Source organism: Thermogutta hypogea (assembly GCF_055386265.1).
Map to the genome: position 1 here is coordinate 3939706 of NZ_AP042425.1, position 19913 is coordinate 3959618.

Annotated in this window: 15 protein-coding genes; 5 read left to right on the forward strand and 10 right to left on the reverse strand. The window is 67.1% G+C overall.

Annotated features, from left to right (window positions below; genetic code table 11):
* The first annotated feature begins 109 nt into the window (after window positions 1-109).
* On the forward strand, window positions 110-1684 hold the full coding sequence (locus ACZ5B4_RS14220; RefSeq protein ID WP_464911892.1) for a right-handed parallel beta-helix repeat-containing protein: 1575 nt from the start codon (window positions 110-112) through the stop codon (window positions 1682-1684).
* A 10-nt stretch (window positions 1685-1694) separates the two neighbouring features.
* Here the strand turns inward: ACZ5B4_RS14220 and ACZ5B4_RS14225 are convergent, their stop codons facing one another.
* From ACZ5B4_RS14225 to scpB, 3 genes are all read right to left on the reverse strand, one after another.
* Window positions 1695-2303 (reverse strand): histidine phosphatase family protein, encoded by a 609-nt coding sequence (locus ACZ5B4_RS14225; RefSeq protein WP_464911893.1) that lies wholly within the window; start codon window positions 2301-2303, stop codon window positions 1695-1697.
* The gene (rpe, locus tag ACZ5B4_RS14230) at window positions 2300-2956 is read right to left on the reverse strand and encodes a ribulose-phosphate 3-epimerase (RefSeq protein WP_464914030.1); all 657 of its coding nucleotides are present in this window, start codon (window positions 2954-2956) and stop codon (window positions 2300-2302) included. Before rpe ends, ACZ5B4_RS14225 begins: the two co-directional genes overlap by 4 nt.
* A gap of 467 nt (window positions 2957-3423) precedes the next feature.
* Entirely contained in the window at window positions 3424-4203 is a 780-nt protein-coding gene (gene scpB, locus ACZ5B4_RS14235; protein ID WP_464911894.1) for an SMC-Scp complex subunit ScpB, read from the reverse strand.
* Between the two features lie 703 nt (window positions 4204-4906).
* On the opposite strand from scpB, the gene mfd reads away from it, so the two are divergent.
* Window positions 4907-8164, forward strand: a complete 3258-nt coding sequence (gene mfd, locus ACZ5B4_RS14240) for a transcription-repair coupling factor (protein ID WP_464911895.1) — start codon at window positions 4907-4909, stop codon at window positions 8162-8164.
* A gap of 392 nt (window positions 8165-8556) precedes the next feature.
* On the opposite strand, the gene ACZ5B4_RS14245 is transcribed toward mfd, so the two are convergent.
* The 3 genes from ACZ5B4_RS14245 to ACZ5B4_RS14255 form a co-directional block, all read right to left on the reverse strand.
* Window positions 8557-9519, reverse strand: coding sequence for a hypothetical protein (locus ACZ5B4_RS14245; RefSeq protein ID WP_464911896.1), 963 nt, complete (start codon window positions 9517-9519; stop codon window positions 8557-8559).
* A gap of 81 nt (window positions 9520-9600) precedes the next feature.
* A complete protein-coding gene (locus ACZ5B4_RS14250; RefSeq protein ID WP_464911897.1) occupies window positions 9601-10116 on the reverse strand; it encodes a hypothetical protein in 516 nt (171 codons plus the stop codon).
* 192 nt (window positions 10117-10308) lie between these two features.
* Entirely contained in the window at window positions 10309-11862 is a 1554-nt protein-coding gene (locus tag ACZ5B4_RS14255; protein ID WP_464911898.1) for a hypothetical protein, read from the reverse strand.
* A 480-nt stretch (window positions 11863-12342) separates the two neighbouring features.
* Between ACZ5B4_RS14255 and ACZ5B4_RS14260 the strand changes: the two genes are divergently transcribed.
* The gene (locus ACZ5B4_RS14260) at window positions 12343-14043 is read left to right on the forward strand and encodes a thiamine phosphate synthase (protein ID WP_464911899.1); all 1701 of its coding nucleotides are present in this window, start codon (window positions 12343-12345) and stop codon (window positions 14041-14043) included.
* A 72-nt stretch (window positions 14044-14115) separates the two neighbouring features.
* Here the strand turns inward: ACZ5B4_RS14260 and ACZ5B4_RS14265 are convergent, their stop codons facing one another.
* Entirely contained in the window at window positions 14116-15669 is a 1554-nt protein-coding gene (locus ACZ5B4_RS14265) for an Hsp70 family protein (RefSeq protein WP_464911900.1), read from the reverse strand.
* Window positions 15670-16075: 406 nt separating this feature from the next.
* Between ACZ5B4_RS14265 and ACZ5B4_RS14270 the strand changes: the two genes are divergently transcribed.
* Together ACZ5B4_RS14270 and nadA are read left to right on the forward strand one after the other, a co-directional pair.
* Window positions 16076-16354 (forward strand): FxsA family protein, encoded by a 279-nt coding sequence (locus tag ACZ5B4_RS14270; protein WP_464911901.1) that lies wholly within the window; start codon window positions 16076-16078, stop codon window positions 16352-16354.
* A gap of 81 nt (window positions 16355-16435) precedes the next feature.
* Window positions 16436-17581, forward strand: a complete 1146-nt coding sequence (gene nadA / locus ACZ5B4_RS14275) for a quinolinate synthase NadA (RefSeq protein ID WP_464911902.1) — start codon at window positions 16436-16438, stop codon at window positions 17579-17581.
* A 103-nt stretch (window positions 17582-17684) separates the two neighbouring features.
* Here the strand turns inward: nadA and ACZ5B4_RS14280 are convergent, their stop codons facing one another.
* The 3 genes from ACZ5B4_RS14280 to ACZ5B4_RS14290 form a co-directional block, all read right to left on the reverse strand.
* Window positions 17685-18095, reverse strand: coding sequence for a hypothetical protein (locus ACZ5B4_RS14280; protein ID WP_464911903.1), 411 nt, complete (start codon window positions 18093-18095; stop codon window positions 17685-17687).
* A 37-nt stretch (window positions 18096-18132) separates the two neighbouring features.
* Window positions 18133-18777, reverse strand: coding sequence for an RNA polymerase sigma factor (locus ACZ5B4_RS14285; RefSeq protein ID WP_464911904.1), 645 nt, complete (start codon window positions 18775-18777; stop codon window positions 18133-18135).
* A 266-nt stretch (window positions 18778-19043) separates the two neighbouring features.
* A complete protein-coding gene (locus ACZ5B4_RS14290; RefSeq protein ID WP_464911905.1) occupies window positions 19044-19910 on the reverse strand; it encodes a radical SAM protein in 867 nt (288 codons plus the stop codon).
* Between the last annotated feature and the right edge of the window lie 3 nt (window positions 19911-19913).

A 19913-nucleotide genomic window follows, 5' to 3' on the forward strand; every position in this document is an offset into this window, starting at 1 on the left:
GAAGCACGACTATGAGGAATAGAAGTCGGTCCTGCCTTAAACACAATCTTCGTCAAACACAATGTTCATCCGGCGGGCAGGAAGGTTTATTAGAAAGGACAATAAATCCATGGACGCTCGCCATGACCGCGCGCGGGGTGCGTTGATTCGAGGTGTGTGGATTCGATCCCGCGGACTTGCGCCGGCGCTCGCGCTGACGTGCTTGTTGCAGGCCGGGGGAGTGTGCGCCGAGGTCGATCCGGCGGACGCGGCTTCGGCGTATCCCCAGGTGGATGTCCGCGCGGACTGCGGCGCGGCGGGCGACGGAGTCGCCGACGATACGGGGGCCTTTCAAAAGGCCGCCGCGATGATTCAGCAGGCGGGCGGCGGAACGCTGGTCATCCCGGCCGGTACGTATGTGGTCGGGCGTCAAACTCACGTCCCCGGCGAATATCCGTATTACCGAGCAGAACCGATCTTTCGCGTCAAGGAACTGAAGTTTCTGCGGATCGAAGGCAATCGCGCCAAGCTGCGACTATCCCCCGGTCTGCGGTTCGGTTCGTTCGACAAGGACACGGGCGAGCGGCACGATCCCCCGGCCATGCCCTTTGTGGACGGCAAATACGCGGCCTACGCGGGGCACATGCTGGAGATCAGCGATAGCCGAAACGTCACCGTCCGGGATCTGGAATTGGACGGCAATCTCGGCGAGCTGGTGATCGGGGGACAATACGGCGACACGGGCCGGCAGTTGCCCGCCTGCGGCATCTTCTTGCACAACAATAGCGACGTGCGTTTGGAACGCATTCATAGTCACCATCATGCGCTGGACGGCATCATGATCGGCTGGTACGGACTTCAGGAGAGCGATCCCGCCGCGCCGCATACGCTGGAGGATTGCGTCTTCGAATACAACGGGCGGCAGGGGCTGTCGTGGATCGGCGGGCGAGGACTGACGGCGCGGCGCTGCAAGTTCAACCATACGGGGCGGGCGTTGAACGGCGGGCAGCCCTTCGCCTCGGCCCCCGGGGCGGGCCTGGATATCGAGGCCGAGGACTCCATCTGCCGCGACGGCTATTTCGAGGACTGCGAGTTCGTGAATAACGTCGGCTGCGGAATGGTGGCCGACAGCGGTGACGGCGGTTACACTCGGTTCGTCCGCTGCCTGTTCCGGGGCGTAACGAATTGGAGCGCTTGGTGCGCCAAGCCGGGGCTGGCCTTCGAGGACTGCACCTTCCACGGCAGCATCGTCCACGCGTTCGGCTCCGACGATCCCGCCTTGGCCACGCGCTGGACCCGCTGCACGTTCGAGGATCGCCCCTGGGAGGACGGCCGGCGTCCCTACGGCAATTTCCTGGCCGAACTCAACGGTAACCTCCAGAACGTGACGTTCGAGCAATGCGTGTTTACCGCCGACCGGCGGCGAAGCATCTGGTGTTCAGGGTCGGGCTTCCGCATGGTGGACTGCGTCTTCACGCACCAATATGCGGGCGTGCCGAACGGAGACTATCAGGCCATCCTTCGCGGCGGCGAGATCCTCGGTTGTCATTTCCGGGAAGAGTTTCCCGAGGGGCTGGAGGCTCGCTGGCCGATTCTGGCGGACGGTTCGCGCGTCGCCCTGGGAAAGCCGACCGTGGTGGACGGCCCGCACGTCCGCTGGGGAAGCAGCCAAGGGCGCGTGGGCACGATCGCCCCCGGCGAGTAGGCGTGGGCGATCATCCCGGGGTCGGGGCCGGCTCGAAAGTCCCCACCGCGAAGCATTCCCAGCAGCCGTGCCGGGATTCGGCCTTCCACAGGTCGCCCAGCGGGCACTGGAGGAGCATCCGCTTGATGATCGCGGCAATCGGTTCCGAGACGACCAGGCCGACGGTCTCGCCCCGATGACGGCGGAGGATCTTTTGCAGTTCGCGGGCCAGGCGCTCTTCGGCCTCGGCGATGGTTTCACCTTCCGGGGGGCAGACGCACTCGGGCAATTCCTGCCACAGGCGATAGATTTTCGGCTGCCGGGTGCGGATTTCGTCGATCAGCATCCCCTGCCACAGGCCGTAATTGAGATTGCGCAGGCCGGCCGCCCGGCGGATCGGCACGCCCAAGGCCTTGCCGACGGCCTCCGCCGTCTCGATGGCGGGCCGGCACGGACCGTGGTACAACGCGCTGAGCCGAAGCTCGCTCGCCTCGAGTTCCCGAATCAACCGGGCCGTCTCTTCCAGGCCGGTTTGATCGAGCGGGATGTCCAGCGTGCCGCGGATGCGGCCCTCGGCTTCGTAGCGGGACGCGCCGGGGCGAATCATCACGACGTTGGTAGGAGAAGAAGGATTGCTCATGGCTTGTTCTGCGCTGACCGCACAAGCTGCGAAAGATGGGATAGTCGGTGTTTGTAATCTTCGTATCCTAGGAGACCGGTCCCCACGATGAACATGGAGGCCCCGGCCTGGGCGCAGCGTTCGATCGTGCCGTCCTTGACGCCGCCGTCCACGGAGATCATCAAGCCCTCGGGCGCTGCGGCGCGGAGGGCGCGGATTTTGTCCAAGGCCCCGGGATTGAAGCTCTGTCCGCCGAAGCCCGGCATCACGCTCATCACCAAGACGATCTCGCACAGGGGGAGGTAAGGGAGGACGGAGGCGACGGGGGTGGGTGGGTTGAGCGAAAGCCCCGCCCCGGCTCCCAGTCCGTGGATCTCCGCCAGCAGTTCCGTGGGGTCCGGGGCGACCTCGATATGGATGGTGAGGAAGTCGGCCCCGGCCTCGCGAAATCGCGCCAGGTGGTCCCGCGGATTGGCGATCATCAGGTGCACGTCGAGCGGGAGGGGGGTCAAGCGGCGGACCGCTTCGACGATGGGGATGCCGAAGCTCAGATTGGGCACGAAATGGCCGTCCATGATATCCAGGTGCAGATAGCGCGCACCGGCCTCTTCCAGCCGTCGGACTTCGCGGGCGAGGTGACCGAAATCGGCGGCCAAAAGCGACGGGCCGATCATCACGTGACCGGCCTGCCAGTCAGTGTAAAGCCTGGATATCGCGGTTGTGGAAGGGGCGGCCGAGCCGTCGGCTTCCGTTTGTCCCTCGTGCAAAGCTGCTTGCCCTCGTGGAAACGGCGGGAACGCTCGCCCGACTCGGTACGCCCGAGCCGGCATTGTTCCGCCCGACCCGGCCGCGCCGGGTTCGGCACGGCCTGGGCGCCGGGTTACTACCCGTTCCAGCCTAATTCGGTTTAGTTTAAGCACGGTTCGCCCCGCCGTCACTCCCGACGACAGGGGAGCCCGTTACCGCCGGCAAAAGTGTATCGAAAAGCTAACCGACGCCGAAAGGTCGGATCAACCCATTGTATGCATTAAAGTTAGAAAGATTGGGCACAAACGACGATCGATGCCCCCCCGCCCGGACCGGCGAAGGGATCCCTTTCCGCCGTTTGCACAACGAAAAATCCCCTCTATTGAAGGATACTCTATTCGGTCTCGATGCGAGGAAGGGGACCCCCGATTTGGGGAAGGTCGTCCAAGCTCTCCAACCCGAAAAGTTCCAAAAACCGTCGCGTGGTGCGATAGCGGGCTGCTTTGCGGGCGTTGGGGCCGCGGCCTTCGTGGCTGACGGAAATCAGGTCGCGCCGCACCAATTGGGCCAGGATCGCCCCGCTGGGTTTGCCGCGGAGCGTGTTGACCTCTTGGACGGTCACCGGCTGGCGGTAGGCCACGATCGATAAGACCTCGACGGCCTGCCGCGAGAGCTTCATCGGCCGAGCCGGCCCGAAAAACGCGCTCCGCAACTCGGCGTATTCCTCCAAAAGCCGCATGCGGTATCCGCCGCCCTCGAAGACGATGCGGTACGGGCACCCGCGACGGCGGTAGCGCTCGTTCAGTTCCGCTGCCAGGCGTGCCACTTCGGCGGGGGTGACGCCGCGCATCAGTTCCGCCGCGTACGTCGGATTGAGGGGTTTACCGTCCGGATCGCCCACGAAAAGCAGGGCCTCGAGCACGCCGGCCGGGTTGACGTACCGCGCGTCTTGCTCGCCGCCGGTCGGTCCCGTTAAGATCGGCTGCCCTTCCGCTGGGCCGGCGTCTTCCTCCGCAATGGGAGCCGCCGCGTCGGCCTCGGGAGGGTCCGGTTCCCCGCCCGGGTCCGGAGCGTCGGCGTCTTCACCCAGGGCCTCGGCGAACGCCCGGGCAAGATCCTCCAAGGAGATCGCCTCGATTTCGTCGGGATTGTATTCCGGATCGCCTGGAACCATGTTCAAGCTACCATCAAGGCGAGGAGCGGGCGGGCGCTCCGCCGCAGGAGGAGACCTTCTCGGCAAGCGGGAGTGCCCGCCGAGGGCCGGCACTCGGCCGTCCGGCCGGGAAACCTGGCGCTGAGGCTATCCAAAATGGATCGCCGCGGCAAGTGGAAAAGGCGACGGTCGGAGACGTGCCGGGCCCGCCGGCGAATCTCGGGTAGCGTGGTAGACACCGCCGGCTCACGCCGGCGGCTCGATAGTGACGAAAACGCAACGCACCCTGGAGCCACCAGCGTAAGCTGGTGGTGAGCGTGCTGTGGAGCCACCAGCGTAAGCTGGTGGTGGAGCCGCGAGTCGGTGGCGAATCTCGGGTAGCGTGGCAGACACCGCCGGCTCACGCCGGCGGCTCGATAGTGGCGAAAACGCAACGCACCCTGGAGCCACCAGCGTAAGCTGGTGGTGAGCGTGCTGTGGAGCCACCAGCGTGAGCTGGTGGTGGAGCTGCGAGTCGACGGCGAATCCCGGGTAGCGTGGTAGACACCGCCGGCTCACGCCGGCGGCTCGATAGTGACGAAAATGCAACGCACCCTAGAGCCACCGGCGTAAGCTGGTGGTGTGTATACCCCCGAGCCACCAGCGTAAGCTGGTGGTGAGTGTGCTCTGGAGCGACCGGCTCTCTCCGGTAGCTCGGGGGCGGGCGGCGGCGTAGAATGGGGCCATGCAAGGAGCGCAGAGCGCCGCGTCGGCCGGCTCGGCTTCTCTTCAACAATTGCCGGAGCGGCTGGCGCGGCGGCCCGACTTGTGCGACGCGGCGACCGTGCTCCGGTCCGGCGGGGGTGTAATCCTCGACGGAGCGGCGGGGTCGGTCTGCGCGCCGGCCGCGGCCGCCTTGGCCGCCCATCAGCCCCCCTGCCTCCTGGTGGTGACCGCGTCGGCCTCGCGAATCTCGATCTTCGCCGATGATCTGGCCGTCTTCCGCCCCGGTCCCATCGAAATCTTCGCCCCCTTGGACCGCGTGCAGGCTCCGCCGGACTGGCGCGACCCGCTGATGGGCGCGCGGCTGCGGACGGCCAAGGCCTTGCTCGGGGCACCGACGCCGCCCATCGTGCTGACCTGCATCGAAGCCTTGATGCAGCCCCTGCCGGATGTGGAAGAGTTGCGGGCGTCGGTTCACGTGATCCGGCCGGGAGATAGGTTGGACCTATCCGCCCTGACGGCGCGGCTGGCGGAATTGGGGTTTCAAAATGCCTCCGCGGTCGCCTTGCCCGGCGAATTCAGCCTCCGCGGCGGGATTCTCGATCTCTTTCTTCCCGAGTGGGAATCGCCGGTGCGGGTGGAGCTGTTCGACGACGTGGTGGATTCGTTGCGGGAGTTCGATCCCGCCACGCAGCGGAGCATCCGCCGCTTGGACGAAGCCGAGCTGACGCTGCTTTCCGCGAAGACCGCTTGCCGGACGCCGCTGTTCCGGTATCTTCCTCCCCAAACGTGGATCATGCTCGTTGACCCGGAAGACATCCGCGAACAAGCGGAAACCTACCGAGGGCGCGTGGAGCAACCGCCCGGGGCCGAGCTGTTCTCGGTCGAGGCCGTGTTGGCGGATTGCCAAAGCTTTGCCACGGCGGCGTGTTGGGACATGGCTCCGGCGGGGTTCGAGCGGGTCGTCGCGCTGGGCGCGCAATCGGTCGAGCGTTTCAGCGGCCGCGTGGATCAGGTCCGCGAAGAGCTGGATGCCGCCGGTTGGGACGCCGAGGTCTTTCTCGTCGTGCCGGGCGACGCCGAAATGATGCGGCTGAACGAAGTGTTTCGCGATTCCCGGACGGCGCGGGAGGGAAGGCTGCACCTGGTGCGGGGGCGGTTGTCGTCCGGCTTTCGCCTGGCGGACGAGCGTTGCGTGGTTCTCAGCAGCGGCGAGATGTTCCACCGCGCGGCCCCGCCGCGGCCGATCCGGACGTACGCCGGCCGGCCCATCGACTCCTTTTTGGAGCTGCGGGAAGGGCAGCTTGTGGTGCACGTCTCGCACGGGATCGCCCGCTACCGCGGACTGATGCGGCTGGAGAAGGACGGCCGCGTCGAGGAGCACTTGGCCCTGGAGTTCGCCGAGGGCACGATGCTGTACGTGCCGGCGTCGAAGGTGGGCTTGGTGCAGAAGTACGTGGGCGGGGCGCGGGGAAGGCCCAAGCTTTCCAAATTGGGCGGCAGGCTTTGGAGCAAACAAAAGCAGGCCGCGGCCCGCGCCGTGTTCGATTTGGCGGGCGAGCTTTTGGAGTTGCAGGCCCGCCGCGCCACGCAGCCCGGCATCGCCTTCCCGCCCGATACCCTGTGGCAGCGGGAGTTCGACGCCTCGTTCCCCTTCGAGGAGACGCCGGATCAGCTCCAGGCCATGGCCGCCGTCAAGGAGGACATGCTTCGCCCGCGGCCCATGGACCGCCTGCTCTGCGGGGACGTCGGTTTCGGCAAGACGGAGTTGGCGATGCGGGCGGCGTTCAAGGCCGTCGATGCCGGTTACCAAGTCGCCGTGCTCGTGCCCACCACGGTCTTGGCCGAGCAGCACCTCCGCACGTTTCGCGAGCGGATGGCGGAATATCCTCTGCGGATTGCCGCGCTCTCACGCTTCGCCGCGCCCAAGGAGCAAAAGGCGATCTTGCGCGGACTGGCAGAGGGCGAGATCGACATCGTCATCGGTACGCACCGGCTGGCCCAGCCGGACGTGCAATTCCGCAACTTGGGCCTGCTGGTGATCGACGAGGAACAGCGTTTCGGCGTGGAGATCAAGGAGCGGTTGAAGGCCCTGCGGCAAACGGTGGACGTGCTGACGATGACCGCCACGCCCATTCCCCGGACGCTGCACATGGCTTTGGTCGGCATCCGCGACATCAGCAATCTGACCACGCCGCCGCGGGAGCGCCTGGCCGTGGAGACGCGGGTCTGCCGCTTCGATCCCAAGCTCATTCGCGAGGCCGTGCTGCGGGAACTGAGCCGCGAGGGGCAGGTCTATTTCGTGCACAATCGGGTACAGGACATTGAGGCGGTGGGGGCCGTCCTGCGGAGCATCGTCCCCGAGGCCCGCCTCCGCATCGCTCACGCCCAAATGCCCGACCACGAGCTGGAAGCCGTGATGGCGGCCTTCGTCCGCCGCGAGTTCGACGTCCTCTTGACGACCACGATCATCGAAAGCGGCCTGGACATCCCCACCGCCAACACGATCTTTATCGATCGGGCGGATCGCTTCGGCCTGGCCGACCTGCACCAGTTGCGGGGTCGCGTGGGGCGCTACAAGCACCGCGCTTATTGCTACCTGCTGATCGATCCGTCCCGCCGCCTGCACCCCAACGCGCGAAAACGCCTCCGCGCCATCGAGGAATACAGCGAGTTGGGGGCGGGATTCGCCCTGGCCATGCGGGACCTGGAGATTCGCGGGGCGGGCAACATCCTGGGGCCGCAGCAGAGCGGGCATATCGCCGCGGTCGGCTACGAGCTGTATTGCGAACTGCTGGAATTCGCCGTCCGCCGCCTGCAAAACCTGCCGCCCAAGACCTACGTGGACGTGGACGTCGACCTGCCCGTCCAAGCCTTTCTGCCGGATGACTACGTCTCCGACATCCGGATGAAGATCGATCTTTACCGCCGCTTGAGCCGCATCGGCGACGGCGAGCAATTGGCGGCGCTGGCCGAGGAATTGGCGGACCGGTTCGGGCCGCCGCCGGAGCCGGTGCGGCAAATGTTGTTGCTGCAAGAGCTGCGGATCGCCGCCCATCGCCTGCGCATCCGCGCCATTCGCCGCGAGCACGGCTTCGTCGTCTTCCAGTACGTCTCCCGCGAAAAGATTCGCCGCGTGGCCGAACGGTCGGGCAACCGGTTGCGGATCGTGGATGCCGAGTCGGCCTATTTGCCGATCGAACGGCCCGAGCAAGACGTGACCGGTTTGATCGTGCGGTTGCGGGACCTGCTTCGCTCGGTCCCCGGCGACCCCGAGTAGTGCCGGCGCGAACTGGTGGTGGAGCCATGAGCCGCCGGCGTAAGCTGGGGGCAAAATATTCGTGGAATATTCTTTGAGCCACCAGCGTGAGCTGGTGGTGAAACCGCGAGCCGGTGGTGAATCTCGGGTAGCGCCGTAGACACCTCCGGCTGACGCCGGAGGCTCAAACGAACGTGAAATCGAATACGCACACCCGAGCCGCCGGCGCGTGAGCCACCAGCGTAAGCTGGTGGTGGAGCTGTGAGCCACCGGCGTAAGCTGGTGGTGGAATCGCGAGTCGGTGGGTGAACCTCGGGTAGCGCCGTAGACACCTCCGGCTGACGCCGGAGGCTATAAACGAAAACGCACGCTGACGCCGGAGGCTCATCTTAACAAAAACGCCCGCCCGGCGATCAGTAGGCCGGCGCGGCGGCGGGCGGGCAGACGACGGCCTGTTCGGAATACAGCACCGGCTGCGCCGGCGGGATCGGCACCGCCTGCATGGTCGGATCGGCCAGGTTCACCAGCGGATAGCCGGCGTAGCTCGGCATGTTCCAGGTGGCGGCGGGGTCCGGAATCGGCTGGTTGATCCGCGCGTTGCCCAGGTGCACGCGGAGCGTCATCTCCGCCCGGGGCACCTGCAACTCCACGGACCGGGGCATCACCAGACCCGAGACCGGATCGCGGCGATGATCGTACGATACGGCCGAGGCCAGCAAGCGACCCTGCGGATCGTATAGGTGCTGGGCCAAGACCAGGCCGTATTGCGCGTCCAGAACGATCACCTTGACCATCGGTCCCTCGGGCGTCTGCCGCCGCGTGCGGACCTCCAGGCGATTGCCGGCCAAGGGTACCGGCCCTTCCGTCGGCGCGCTGAGGTCGATCTCGACGATGCCGAAGGCCTCGGTCAGCCAGCGCGGGTCGAGGGGCACGGCCTGCCGTGCGGCGCTGCCGGGAAAATCGTAGTCGGCCCAACGCGCGTAGTACAACGCGGGCGGCTGGTTGCGCTTGACCCAGAACCAAAACACCTCGTCGTTGCTGCCCACGTCCAATTCCATGCCGCTCAATCCCGTCTCGCCCCGCATGCGCAGCCGCCGCGGCCGCTCGAAGGCGATCTGGGTTCGCAGCGAGGGAATCCCCGGCCCGGAGATCACCGCCTCGTCCGCGAGGAACGTTTGAATCCGCGTCGAGTTCCCGTTCACAAACGCGGCAATTTGTTCCAGGGTGGGCGCGGGGGGCAATTGCGGGCCGACGTACGCCGTTTCGGCGGGGGGGAACATCCGGCAACCGCACAGCACCGCCGCCGGCAACAGTCCCAGCCAGAATACGGCCGTCGGCGCCGGCCGCCGTCTTCCACGCGTTCCATCGGCATCCATGCTTGAAGCACCTTGTCGATTCGCCCGGCGATCCGGCCGGATTCCCTCTCGTCGCGATCGCGGCGATGGCGCGGCCGAGCCTTACCCGGTTTGCATCTCCCTCGCATCTCCGCCCGCCCCGCCCGAAAACAGACGGTGGATTTCCTCCTGCAACCCTTGAAGTCGGTCCTCGTCGGGAAGGACGACCGGCACCGTGTAGGCGGCGTCCCGCTTGGGGCAATAGAACGTCGCCCTTTCGCTCCCGTCCGGCATCCGTTCCGTCCCTTCCAGGCGTAGGATTCTGCGACGCATCATGAGGAGGGCCAGCACGTAGCGGAAATCCGCCCGTTCGGCGTTGCCTTCCAACTCTTCCAAGCAGTGGAGCATGACGTCGTCGGGGGCCCAATGCTTGCGCGTGCCGGAGGGGGGAGGGATGCGTGCGCGCCACCAGGCGACGCAGTCGTCGGGCGGTCCCTGCCAGGCTTCGGCCGAATAGTCCAGCCGTCGCCACTGCTCATCGTCGTCGATCAAGACGGTGTAGTATTCCTCGCCGGGTTTGAGTTCGCGTCCCGTCACCGCGCAGTGCCGTGTACAACGCTCGATCTCGAAGTCGATCACCGCACTCCCTCTTCCCATCCGTGGCATTACAACGCGGTAGGGCGATCCGGCCGCGGACGATCCGGGGACGGCGTCACGCGGGGCGGTCGCTCGACCGAGTGGAGGAGGTTAGCAAATCCCGGCAAGCGACGCAAGAGAATGCTCCGGCGTCGCGCAAGGCGCCGCGCCTCGCCCCATTGTGCTGAGAGCGATTCACCATCGCGGGATGCTGCCGGGCAGTTGAGGCCGCGGCGGGGGGAGCAAGGCGGGCGAGTAGTTGTGCCGCTGCATGGCGGAAGCGGCTCCCGCGTCCGGAGAGTAGACCGGGTAGGCGGCCCCGCGCTGGGCCGAAAAAGGGTCTTGGCCCGGCGTTTGCGGCCGCGGCTCCAGCCGGTTTTGCAGATTCTGCCAAACTTGACCGGGCGGCAAGAGCGCTGCCCGGGGATTGTCCCGCCGCGGCGTCGTGACGTCCTTCCACCAGACGGTGACCCGATCCCAGAAGGTGGGCTTGGCGAAGCCGTTTCCGTGGGGAATCGGCGAGCCGGTGCCGCCGAATAGGGTGCCGGTCGGCCCGGCGTAGGGCGTCGGCGCGGCGATTCGCGCGGCTTGCCGTGCTTGTGCCGACGGTGCGAGCGGGGTCGCAGCCCCGATCTGCCCGCCTTGCGGCGGCAACGCCGTCAACGGCAATGCCGGCGGATTCGTCGCTCGGGTCGAGTCGCTGCTGGGCGGCACGGCATAGGGCGCGGCATAGGGATTGTGGGGATTCCATTGCGGTACGGCCGCCGCTCCGGAGTCGGTCCCCGCTCCCGCTTCCGCCGTGGACGTCCCGTAAACCGGCGGCGGTAGATTGTTCCCCATGCCGTTACCGAACTGCGGGGGATCGGGGTGGTTCCATTCGGGTTGGCGAATCCCTTCGCCTGTCACTTGCGGCGGGTAGCCGATCGCCGCCTCGGCGGGGTTCGTTCCCCGCCATGCACTCGGGCTGGGTTGAAGCGCCGTTGGGGCGGCGACGGGGCCGTAAGTCGGGTTCTGCGGCTTGCGACGGAACAGCTTGCCGAGGTCGAGCTTCGGCAGGCCGAACCAACCCTTTTCCGACTCCTGCTTGGGAGCGGAATAGGCACCCGGCCGGCCGATCGGATACGGTTGAGCCGCGACCTGCCCTCGCGCAGCGGGATTCGGTGGGTACGGCGAGGCGGTGCCCGGCAAAAGGCCGCCCTGCGGCGCGGTCGTGACGGCCGGATTGCCCAGCGGCCGGGCGGTACCGAGGAACATCTTGGGCGGCTGGACGGTTGGGGCGGGATTAGGCGCGGCGATCGGTGCTCCCGACGTGCTGGGGGGATTGTCCGTTGCCGAAGTTCCCGCCGAGTACCCCGTTCCTGCCGAGTACCCCTGGCTCCTTCCCGTTCCCGCGCGGACCCAACCCCCTTGCCCGGAAGAGGACGCAGGCGGAAGGGAAATCGCCGGGCCGATCGGAATAGAACCGACATCGGGCGAGGGCGCCGGGGCGATCCCGGCCGGGCTGCTCGGGGGGCCGCCGGGTGAGGACGCGGGCAGGTCCTCGGCGGACGGCGCCAATAGGATCGGGCCGGTCTCCGTCGCCCAGACAGGCCCGAACCGCGACGCTGCGCCGACCAGCAGGCAGAGCGAGAAGATCGCGCTCACTCCGCCCAATTTCCAGGGGTGCCGTCGGGTCGCTCGTCCCGCCGGTTGCGGGGCCTCGCCTGATCGGGGATCGGCCTTTCGTCGGGTTACCGCAAGAGATCGCATGGGTTTTACCGCCTTCCAGAATCACGGCCGGGCGAGGAGACTCGCCGGACTACGAACCGGGCACTTCCGTTCCCCGCCGCTTGAAGACGCCGGTTCCCTGGCGGTTCGTTCGATTCCGTGAAGAGGGCGGGCGGGATGCCTCCTACTTTCGTCATCGTCCGCGACGTGCGACCGCATTGGCTCAACTCGCTCCCCGCGCTATCCTCGGCAAGTCGGCATCGGTCTTCGGAACCGGCCAAGTCGCCCCGGCCTGCCCGGTCGGAACGGACGGACCGCCCCCCGCCGTCAAACTCGCTCTTGCAGTCACCTTTGAGGAGGATCTTGGAGGCGACGGAGCGCGGACCCGCCAAGCCTCACACCGCACTTCACCCCCGCGCGGATGCCGTCATTACAATGAAGGGGGATCGGCGGCCGTCGATCGAGCGGGTGCGAGCGGCGCCGCAGGATCCGCCGTTCGACCCTTGGGGAGTACGCCGTGCCATGCGACAGACGCGACGCGAGTTCACGCCCGGCGCCTTGCGCGCCTTGACCGCGGCGACGACCTGGAAATGGGGGGAATCGGGAAAGTACCTGCGCGCGGAGGCGGTCCTGTTAGGGCTGTTGGAAGAGGGGGAGTGCCGCGCGGCGATCACGCTCCGCGAATGCGGCATCGATGCGGGGCGACTCTTGGCGGAGTGGCCCGGCCTGCGGCGTTCGAGCGTGCCTCCGCCTCCCTACGACGCTCCCTTGCCGCCGCTGCATCCCGACCTCCAGGCCGGACTCGCCGCGATCGACGCCTTGGTGGATTGGGGGGATTGGCCGGCCATTCTCTCCACCGAACACCTGTTGCTGGGTTTGGCCGCGGCCGACCACGCGGTGGGCGCCTGGCTGCGCGCGCACGGCGTGGATCCCGCGGAAATCTTGCGGCGCATCCACGACCGCTATGGAATGTCCGGACGGCGTGCCGCGGGCTGGACCGAGGTCGCACCGCCCGAGCCTGCCCCCCGGGACGAAGCGGCTCGGGGCGTTTCCGGCGGCGAAGCGGGGTCGAGCGGGCCGGAGACCGCCGCGCCTCGGCAATGGACCGGCGCCGCCGATCCCTCCAACGAGGAGAACAGGGGCCGGGATGAGGACCGCCTTCCCCCGGATGCGGCGTTGCGCGTGATGCGGGTCGTCGATGCCTCCGCCAATCGGGCTGTGGAGGGGCTGCGGGTGTTGGAAGATTACGTCCGCTTCGTGCTGGACGATCCCTTTCTGATGGGCCGGTTGAAGGACGTCCGCCACGAGCTGACCGCCTGCCTGGAAGCCCTGCCCATGGACGTGCGCTTGGCCGCTCGGGAGACCCTGGCCGACGTCGGTACGACCGTCAAAGGATCGCAAGAGGCTCGCCGCCAAGACCTCGCGCAGCTCGTGGACGCCAATTTTTCCCGAGTCCGAGAGGCGATGCGTTCCTTGGAAGAGTACGCCAAGCTGGTCGCGCCGGACTTGGCCGCCGCGGCGGAACGGCTCCGCTACCGCCTGTACACGCTGCATCGAGCGGTCCGTCGCACGGGGCGGGCGCGGGAGCGGTTGGCCGACGCCCGGCTGTACGTCCTGCTGGATGCGTGCGCCTCCGAGGCCGAGCTGGCGACGCTGTGCGAAAGTCTGGTTCAAGCGGGCGTCCACGTCATCCAATTGCGAGAAAAACGCCTGGATGATCGTACCCTCATCGCCCGCGCGCGAACGGTCCGCCGGGTCACCCGCGGCACCGATACGCTGTTCATCATGAACGATCGCCCGGACCTGGCCGTCCTCGCGGAAGCCGACGGCGTTCACGTGGGGCAGGAGGAGCTTTCGGTCAAGGACGTGCGGACCGTCGTCGGTCCCGATCGGTTGGTCGGGGTTTCCACGCACGACATCGAGCAGGCGCGGCAGGCGGTGCTGGACGGGGCGGACTACATCGGCTGCGGGCCGACGTTCCCCTCCGCCACCAAGCGGTTCGAGGCCTTTCCCGGGCCGGCGTTTTTGCGGCAGGTGGCCGCGGAGATACGCTTGCCCGCCTTCGCCATCGGCGGTATCCACGAGGGCAATTTGGGGATGGTTTTGGAGACCGGCTTCCGCCGCGTGGCCGTCAGCAGCGGAATAACCCGGGCGGACGATCCTGCCGCCGCGGCGCAACGCTTGCTCGAACTGTTGGAGCCGCCGGCGGAGTCTCCGGCGTAAGCCGGAGGTGCTTCGGCGCTGCCCCCGATTCGCCCCCGCCGGCTCTCGCCCGCGGCGGAGGGGTCGGGGCCGTCAGCGGTAGTCGGTCGGCGCCTTGCCGCTGATGTACTGCCGCCAGCCGTCCAGATGCTCTTTGGGCAGGCCGGTTTCGCGGCTGAACTCGCCGCTGACCTCGGCCGACGTGTTCGGTACGGCGACCTTCACCCGGAGCCGGCCGTTGGCCTCGTAGTGGAACACGACGTCCACGGGCGACTTGGCGGGCAAATTGGGGGGGAGGTCGGCCACGGTCACCCGGCCGATCGCGGAGCAATCCTCCGGAAAGGTGCTTTCGCCCTCCACGATTTCGACCAAGATCGATCGCTGTCCGGCGTGGGAGGTGCGGAACCGTCGCTTGGCGGAGACGGGGAGCCGGGTATTGCGGGGGATCACGACGCCCACGCGGCGGCGTTTGGTGAGGGGGTCGCGGCCCACCACGCCCAGGCTGTGCGAGTTCACATTGCGGACGCGGAAGGCGGTGGGATTTCCGCGGGCTTTGTCGATCCGCCGCTTGGCGTGCAAGGCGGCGCCCCAGGCCACGGCCTCGTCGGCCGCCACCACCGACTCCGGCTCCCTCCCCGACAGTTCCCGCAGCATGGCTCGGACCATCGGCATCCGGCTCGATCCCCCGACCAAGAGCACGCGGTCGATCTCCTGCCAGTGCAGGCCGGCGGCCTTGAGCGCCTGGACCGTGGTGAAACGGGTGCGATCCAGCAGGTCCTTGGTGGCCTCCTCGAAGGCGGAGCGAAGCAGCTCGATCTCGGCCGACTTTCCTTGGTACTCGAACGGCACCAGGACGCGTTGCCGGGCGGAGAGGCTGCGCTTGGCCTCTTCGCATTCCCGCCACAGTTTGCCCCAACCGCGGGGATCCTCGCGGGGGTCGATGCCGTGGCGGCGGATGAAGGCCTCGGCCGCCAGATCGACCAATCGCTGATCCCAGTCCCAGCCGCCCAGCCGCACGTCGCCGTCGATCGCCAGGGTGATGTACTCGCGGCCGCGGATCTCCATCACGGTGACGTCGAACGTGCCGCCGCCCAGGTCGTAAACCAGGACGCGTTGCGGGCGATCGCGCGGTCCCGGCCGATCCAAATAGCCGGATTCGTAGGCGGAGGCCAAGGCCGCCGCGACCGGCTCGTTGATGATGTCGATGACTTCCAGCCCCGCCATGTAGCCCGCATCTTGGGTGGCCTTGCGGCGGACCTCATCGAAGTAGGCCGGCACGGTGATGACCACGCGGGAAAAGTCGCCCAACTGCGCGGCCGCGTCCCGCCGGAGCTTGTTCAGAATGAAGGCCTCGATCACTTCCGGCGGGTAGCGCTTACCTTGAATGACCTTGTGATAGATGGGGTAGCCCACGTCCCGCTTGGAGCACTCCGCCGCTTGGTTGGGATCCAACGAGAAGGCCTTGACGGCCTCGCGTCCGACCACCGCTTCCTCGCCGTCGAAGAAGACGACGCTGGGGGTGAGCCGTTCGCCCTCGGCATTGGGGATCGTCTCGGGCCGCCCTTGGGCGTCGATCCAGGCGATCACCGAAAAGGTCGTCCCGAGGTCGATCCCGACCGCCGGGATGGCGTGTTCATGGTCGATCATTCAGGCCTCTGCTCGCGTTCCAAAGACTGCCGCGGCGGCAAGCACCGGCGCCCGGCGCGGTTCGCCGTTCGGGGTGGAAGGACCGGCCGGTAACGGCCGCCGGAGGGGGAGACTTGCCGGCTTGCGGCGTCTCATTCCGAGAATCCGTCCTCTTGAGTATAGATTGCGGGAAACGCGGTTTGAACGGCGCCGCGTCAAGGCGGAGACCGTCGGCGGTGTGTTAGCGCTGGAGCCACCAGCGTAAGCTGGTGGTGTTGGAGCCACCAGCGTAAGCTGGTGGTGGTACCGCGAGGCGGTGATGAATTTCGGGTAGCGCCGTAGTCACCTCCGGCTGACGCCGGAGGCTCATGTAAACTGCGCGTGATGGAAACGACGCATCCCCGAGCCGCCGGTGTAAGCCGGCGGTGTGTTAGCGTGGAGCCACCAGCGTAAGCTGGTGGTGTTGCTCACGCCGGGATTGATTACCGATGCGGTGGGATTTGTGCTGCTTTTCCCGCCCGGCCGGGCTTGGATTCGGGCCTACCTCCGCCGTCGCCTAGCCCGGCACTTGCACGTCTCGATCGACGGAATGTCCTTTTCCGCCGGCGATCCGTTCGACCCGTTTCACGCCGGACCTGCCGGGCCGGGGACGCGATCGGGTGCCCAAGACGACGTGATCGACGTAGAATTCAAGGACAAGGACTGAGTCGCCTCGCCCGCCCCGTCGGGGCACGCACCGCGACGGCCCGCCTCATGACGATCGATCCCGAATTCGCGAGGAACCCCCATGTCCGCGCGCGTCGTTGAAGAAACGTATCCTTTCCTCCCGTACCGCCGATTGCCGGCCGAGGAGCTGACCGCACGCATTCACCGCGTGAAGCGCGAGCTGGGCGAACGCCTGCTGATTTTGGGCCATCACTACCAGCGCGACGAGGTGGTGGAACTGTCGGACCTGAGAGGCGACAGCTATCGCCTGAGCGCCCTGGCGGCCGCGAACGAGACGTGCCGGGCGATCGTCTTTTGCGGCGTGCACTTCATGGCCGAGACGGCCGATATCCTGGCCAATCGACCGGAACGCCTGGCCGGGAGGGACGGCGAATTCATCCCCGTCGTCTTGCCCGACCTCTCCGCCGGTTGCTCCATGGCCGATATGGCCGAGATCGACCAAGTCGAGGATTGTTGGCACCAGCTCTCGGAAATCGTCGCGCAGGAAAAAATCGTGCCGGTGACCTACGTCAACTCCTCGGCGGCGATCAAGGCCTTTTGCGGGCGGCACGGCGGCATCGTCTGTACGTCGGCCAACGCCGACGCGGCCTTGCGCTGGGCCTCGGCCCGCGGCGAAAAGGTCCTCTTCTTCCCCGATCAACACCTGGGTCGCAACACGGCCTTGAAGATGGGCATCCCCCTGGAACAGATGCAGGTCTGGGACCCGCTCGAACCCGACTGGGGCGGCGCCGATCCCGACGCGCTGACCCGCGCCAAGATCATCCTCTGGAAGGGCCATTGCAGCGTCCACCAGATGTTCCTGCCGGAGCATGTGGACTACTTCCGGCGGGAATACCCCGGCATCAAGATCCTCGTCCATCCCGAGTGCATGATGGAGGTCGTGGCCAAAGCGGATGAGGTGGGATCGACGGGCAGGATCATTCGGCTGGTCAACGAGGCCGCTCCGGGGACCCGCTGGGCGATCGGGACGGAATTGCACTTGGTCAATCGCCTGAAAAAGGAGCACCCCGAGCAGGAAATCTATTTTCTTTCTCCCGTCGTGTGCATGTGCTCCACGATGTATCGCATCGACTTGCCGCACTTGTGCTGGGCGCTGGAGAACTTGGCGGCGGGCACGCCGGTGAATGTCATTCGCGTGGATGAGGCCACGGCCGCCGACGCCCTAGTGGCCTTGGAACGGATGCTGGAGCTTCCCGGCGGGGGATGAGAGCCGCCGAGCCTGCGCTTTCCCGCGGGACGAACGCGACGGGGCGCTTCCCCGCCGGGGCGGCGATCGGGCGCGATGCTCTCCCGGATTCCGCGATCGCCGTTCAACGGCGCGATCGCAAGCGGCCCACGCTCGATTCGTAGTAGCGCCGCCGGCGCGACTCTCCCGCTGCATCGCCGTCTTCGCTTTGGGCCTGCAAATCGCGCAAATTGGCCTGGCAGAAGCGGCAACCCACGGCGTGCAAATGGATTTCCATATACCGCCGGGCCGCTTCATCCAGCGTGCCGAGCAGGTAGGCCGCCCACTCGCGGCGATCGGGACAGCTCGCCCGGCGACGCCGCCAAATCTCGCTCAGGGTGTGGATGCCGGAATCGCGCCGGGCATTGATCGCCGACAACTGCTCCAGCAAGGCGGGATCGTGACGAAGCCGCTTTTCGATCTCGGCCATCTCTTCGGCGGGCAAGGCCTCGTCCAAGTAGGCTTCCAGGTCGTGTTGTCGCACGGTTCGTTTCATGTCGGGTCGCCGGGGTCGCGGGTCTTCGCGCCGAACGTCAATCCGCGGCGTGCAGTTCGGGAAACAGCTCTTCCGGCAGGTTTTGGCGGCGGACCGCCGTCCGCAGCCGATTCAGGAAGTCGAACTTCCAGTTGGCCACCTTCTGTTCGTCCACGCCCAGAAGTCCGGCCGTTTCGTTGTTGGGCCGACCGCGGAGAAACAGCAACTCCAGGCAGGCGGCGCGAAGCCACTCGCCGCTCTGCTTGAGCCGGGTCATTTGTTCCTGCACGGCGGCGGCCAGGGCCTCTTCCTCGATCCCGCGGCGCTCGCGGCTGCCCATCACGGTGCTGGGACCCCGGGCGGCCCCCGGCGGCTCCCACGGCGAACTGTTCGATCCCAGCCCGGACAGCGGCACGGCCGGACGCCGCCCCACGCGGCGGAGATGGTCCGTCAGTTTGTGGGCGGCGATGGAAAACAGCCAGCCCTCCAAGGAGCGCTTGCCGTCGTAGTTGGGCAGACTGTTGAGAAAGCCCAAAAACGTCTCCTGCACCAGATCCTCAGCCATCATGCGGTCGCCCACGCGCGACTCGACGAAGGCCAGCAGCCGGCCCTCGTAACGGCGGATCAATTCGGCCCAGGCTTCGGAGTCGCCTTCGCGAATACGCCGAATCAGCAGCGGTTCATCCCGACCGGCCGCGGTCATGCAAACCCCCTCGGATTCCCAGCGGCACGCCCTTGGCGCCGTGCCATGGGAGCGGACCGCCGCTCCCCATTTCATTGTGACCGGAAAGGGTTTGCGATGCCACGGGCGGCCCGAAGTTCGCGGCCGCCGGGCCCGCGCGGCGCTCGGCCCCGATTCCCGCAAGCGGCCCGATCGGTCGGCGGCGCCGGGGCGAGGGACGCGGCAGGCTCCGTCCGCCGTTGCGCCGCGGGGAAGCCGCGCGATCGGCCCGGCGCAACTCGCCCCCGTCACGGATAGACGCTGACGGGGACGCCCGCCGTGCGGCGGACGGCCTCGGCCCAGGTCTCCAGTTCCGCGGCGGTCAAGGGCCGAACGAAGCTTTCGGCGGGTTTGCGTGCCACGCTGTAAAGTTGGACGCGCAGCAAGGTCCCGCCCGCCCGAAGTATCTCCCGCAACCGCTCGCAATAGGCCGCCCGTTCGGCCTCGTCCGGCGGATCGTCGCCCCATCGCATGAGAAGGGTTTGGATGACGATCGGTCTCACCCGGGCCGCGTCGGTGATGTTCTCCAAAATCTGTTGGAACGAGATCGCGGTTCGCGCGATGCGTCGGAAATAGGCCTCGGTGCCGGCGTCCAACTTGGCCCAAATCTCGCCGTGGTTGGCGTCCAACAAGGCCAGCCCCTCGCGGACGGCGGGGCGATGAAACATGGAGGCGTTGGTGATGAGCACCAGCTTCAGCTCGGGCGGGGCGAGTTCACGCCGCACGGCGGCGGCCGCGGCGATCACCTCCGCGAAGTTGCGATAGGTCGTCGGCTCGCCGTCTCCGCTGAAGGCGATGTCGTTCAAGCGGCGGAAATCGGCGGGGGTTGGGGCGAAGGCCGGATCGCGGAAGATCTCCCCGGACACGATCCACGGCACCGCCTCCCGCAGCTCCTCGTCCAACCGTTGGAGGTCGAGGAATTCCCGCTCTCCCATTTCCCGGCGATCCACCTGGCAATACACGCAATCGAAATTGCAGACCTTGTCCAGGTTCAGGTTGACCCCCAGGGAGACGCCGCCGGCCCGCCGGCTGACCACGGGATAGACGTACTTCCATTCGCCGAAGCGGCGGGGGTGATGGCGGAAAACGAGAGGAGCGGCGGAGGGATCGGGCATCGA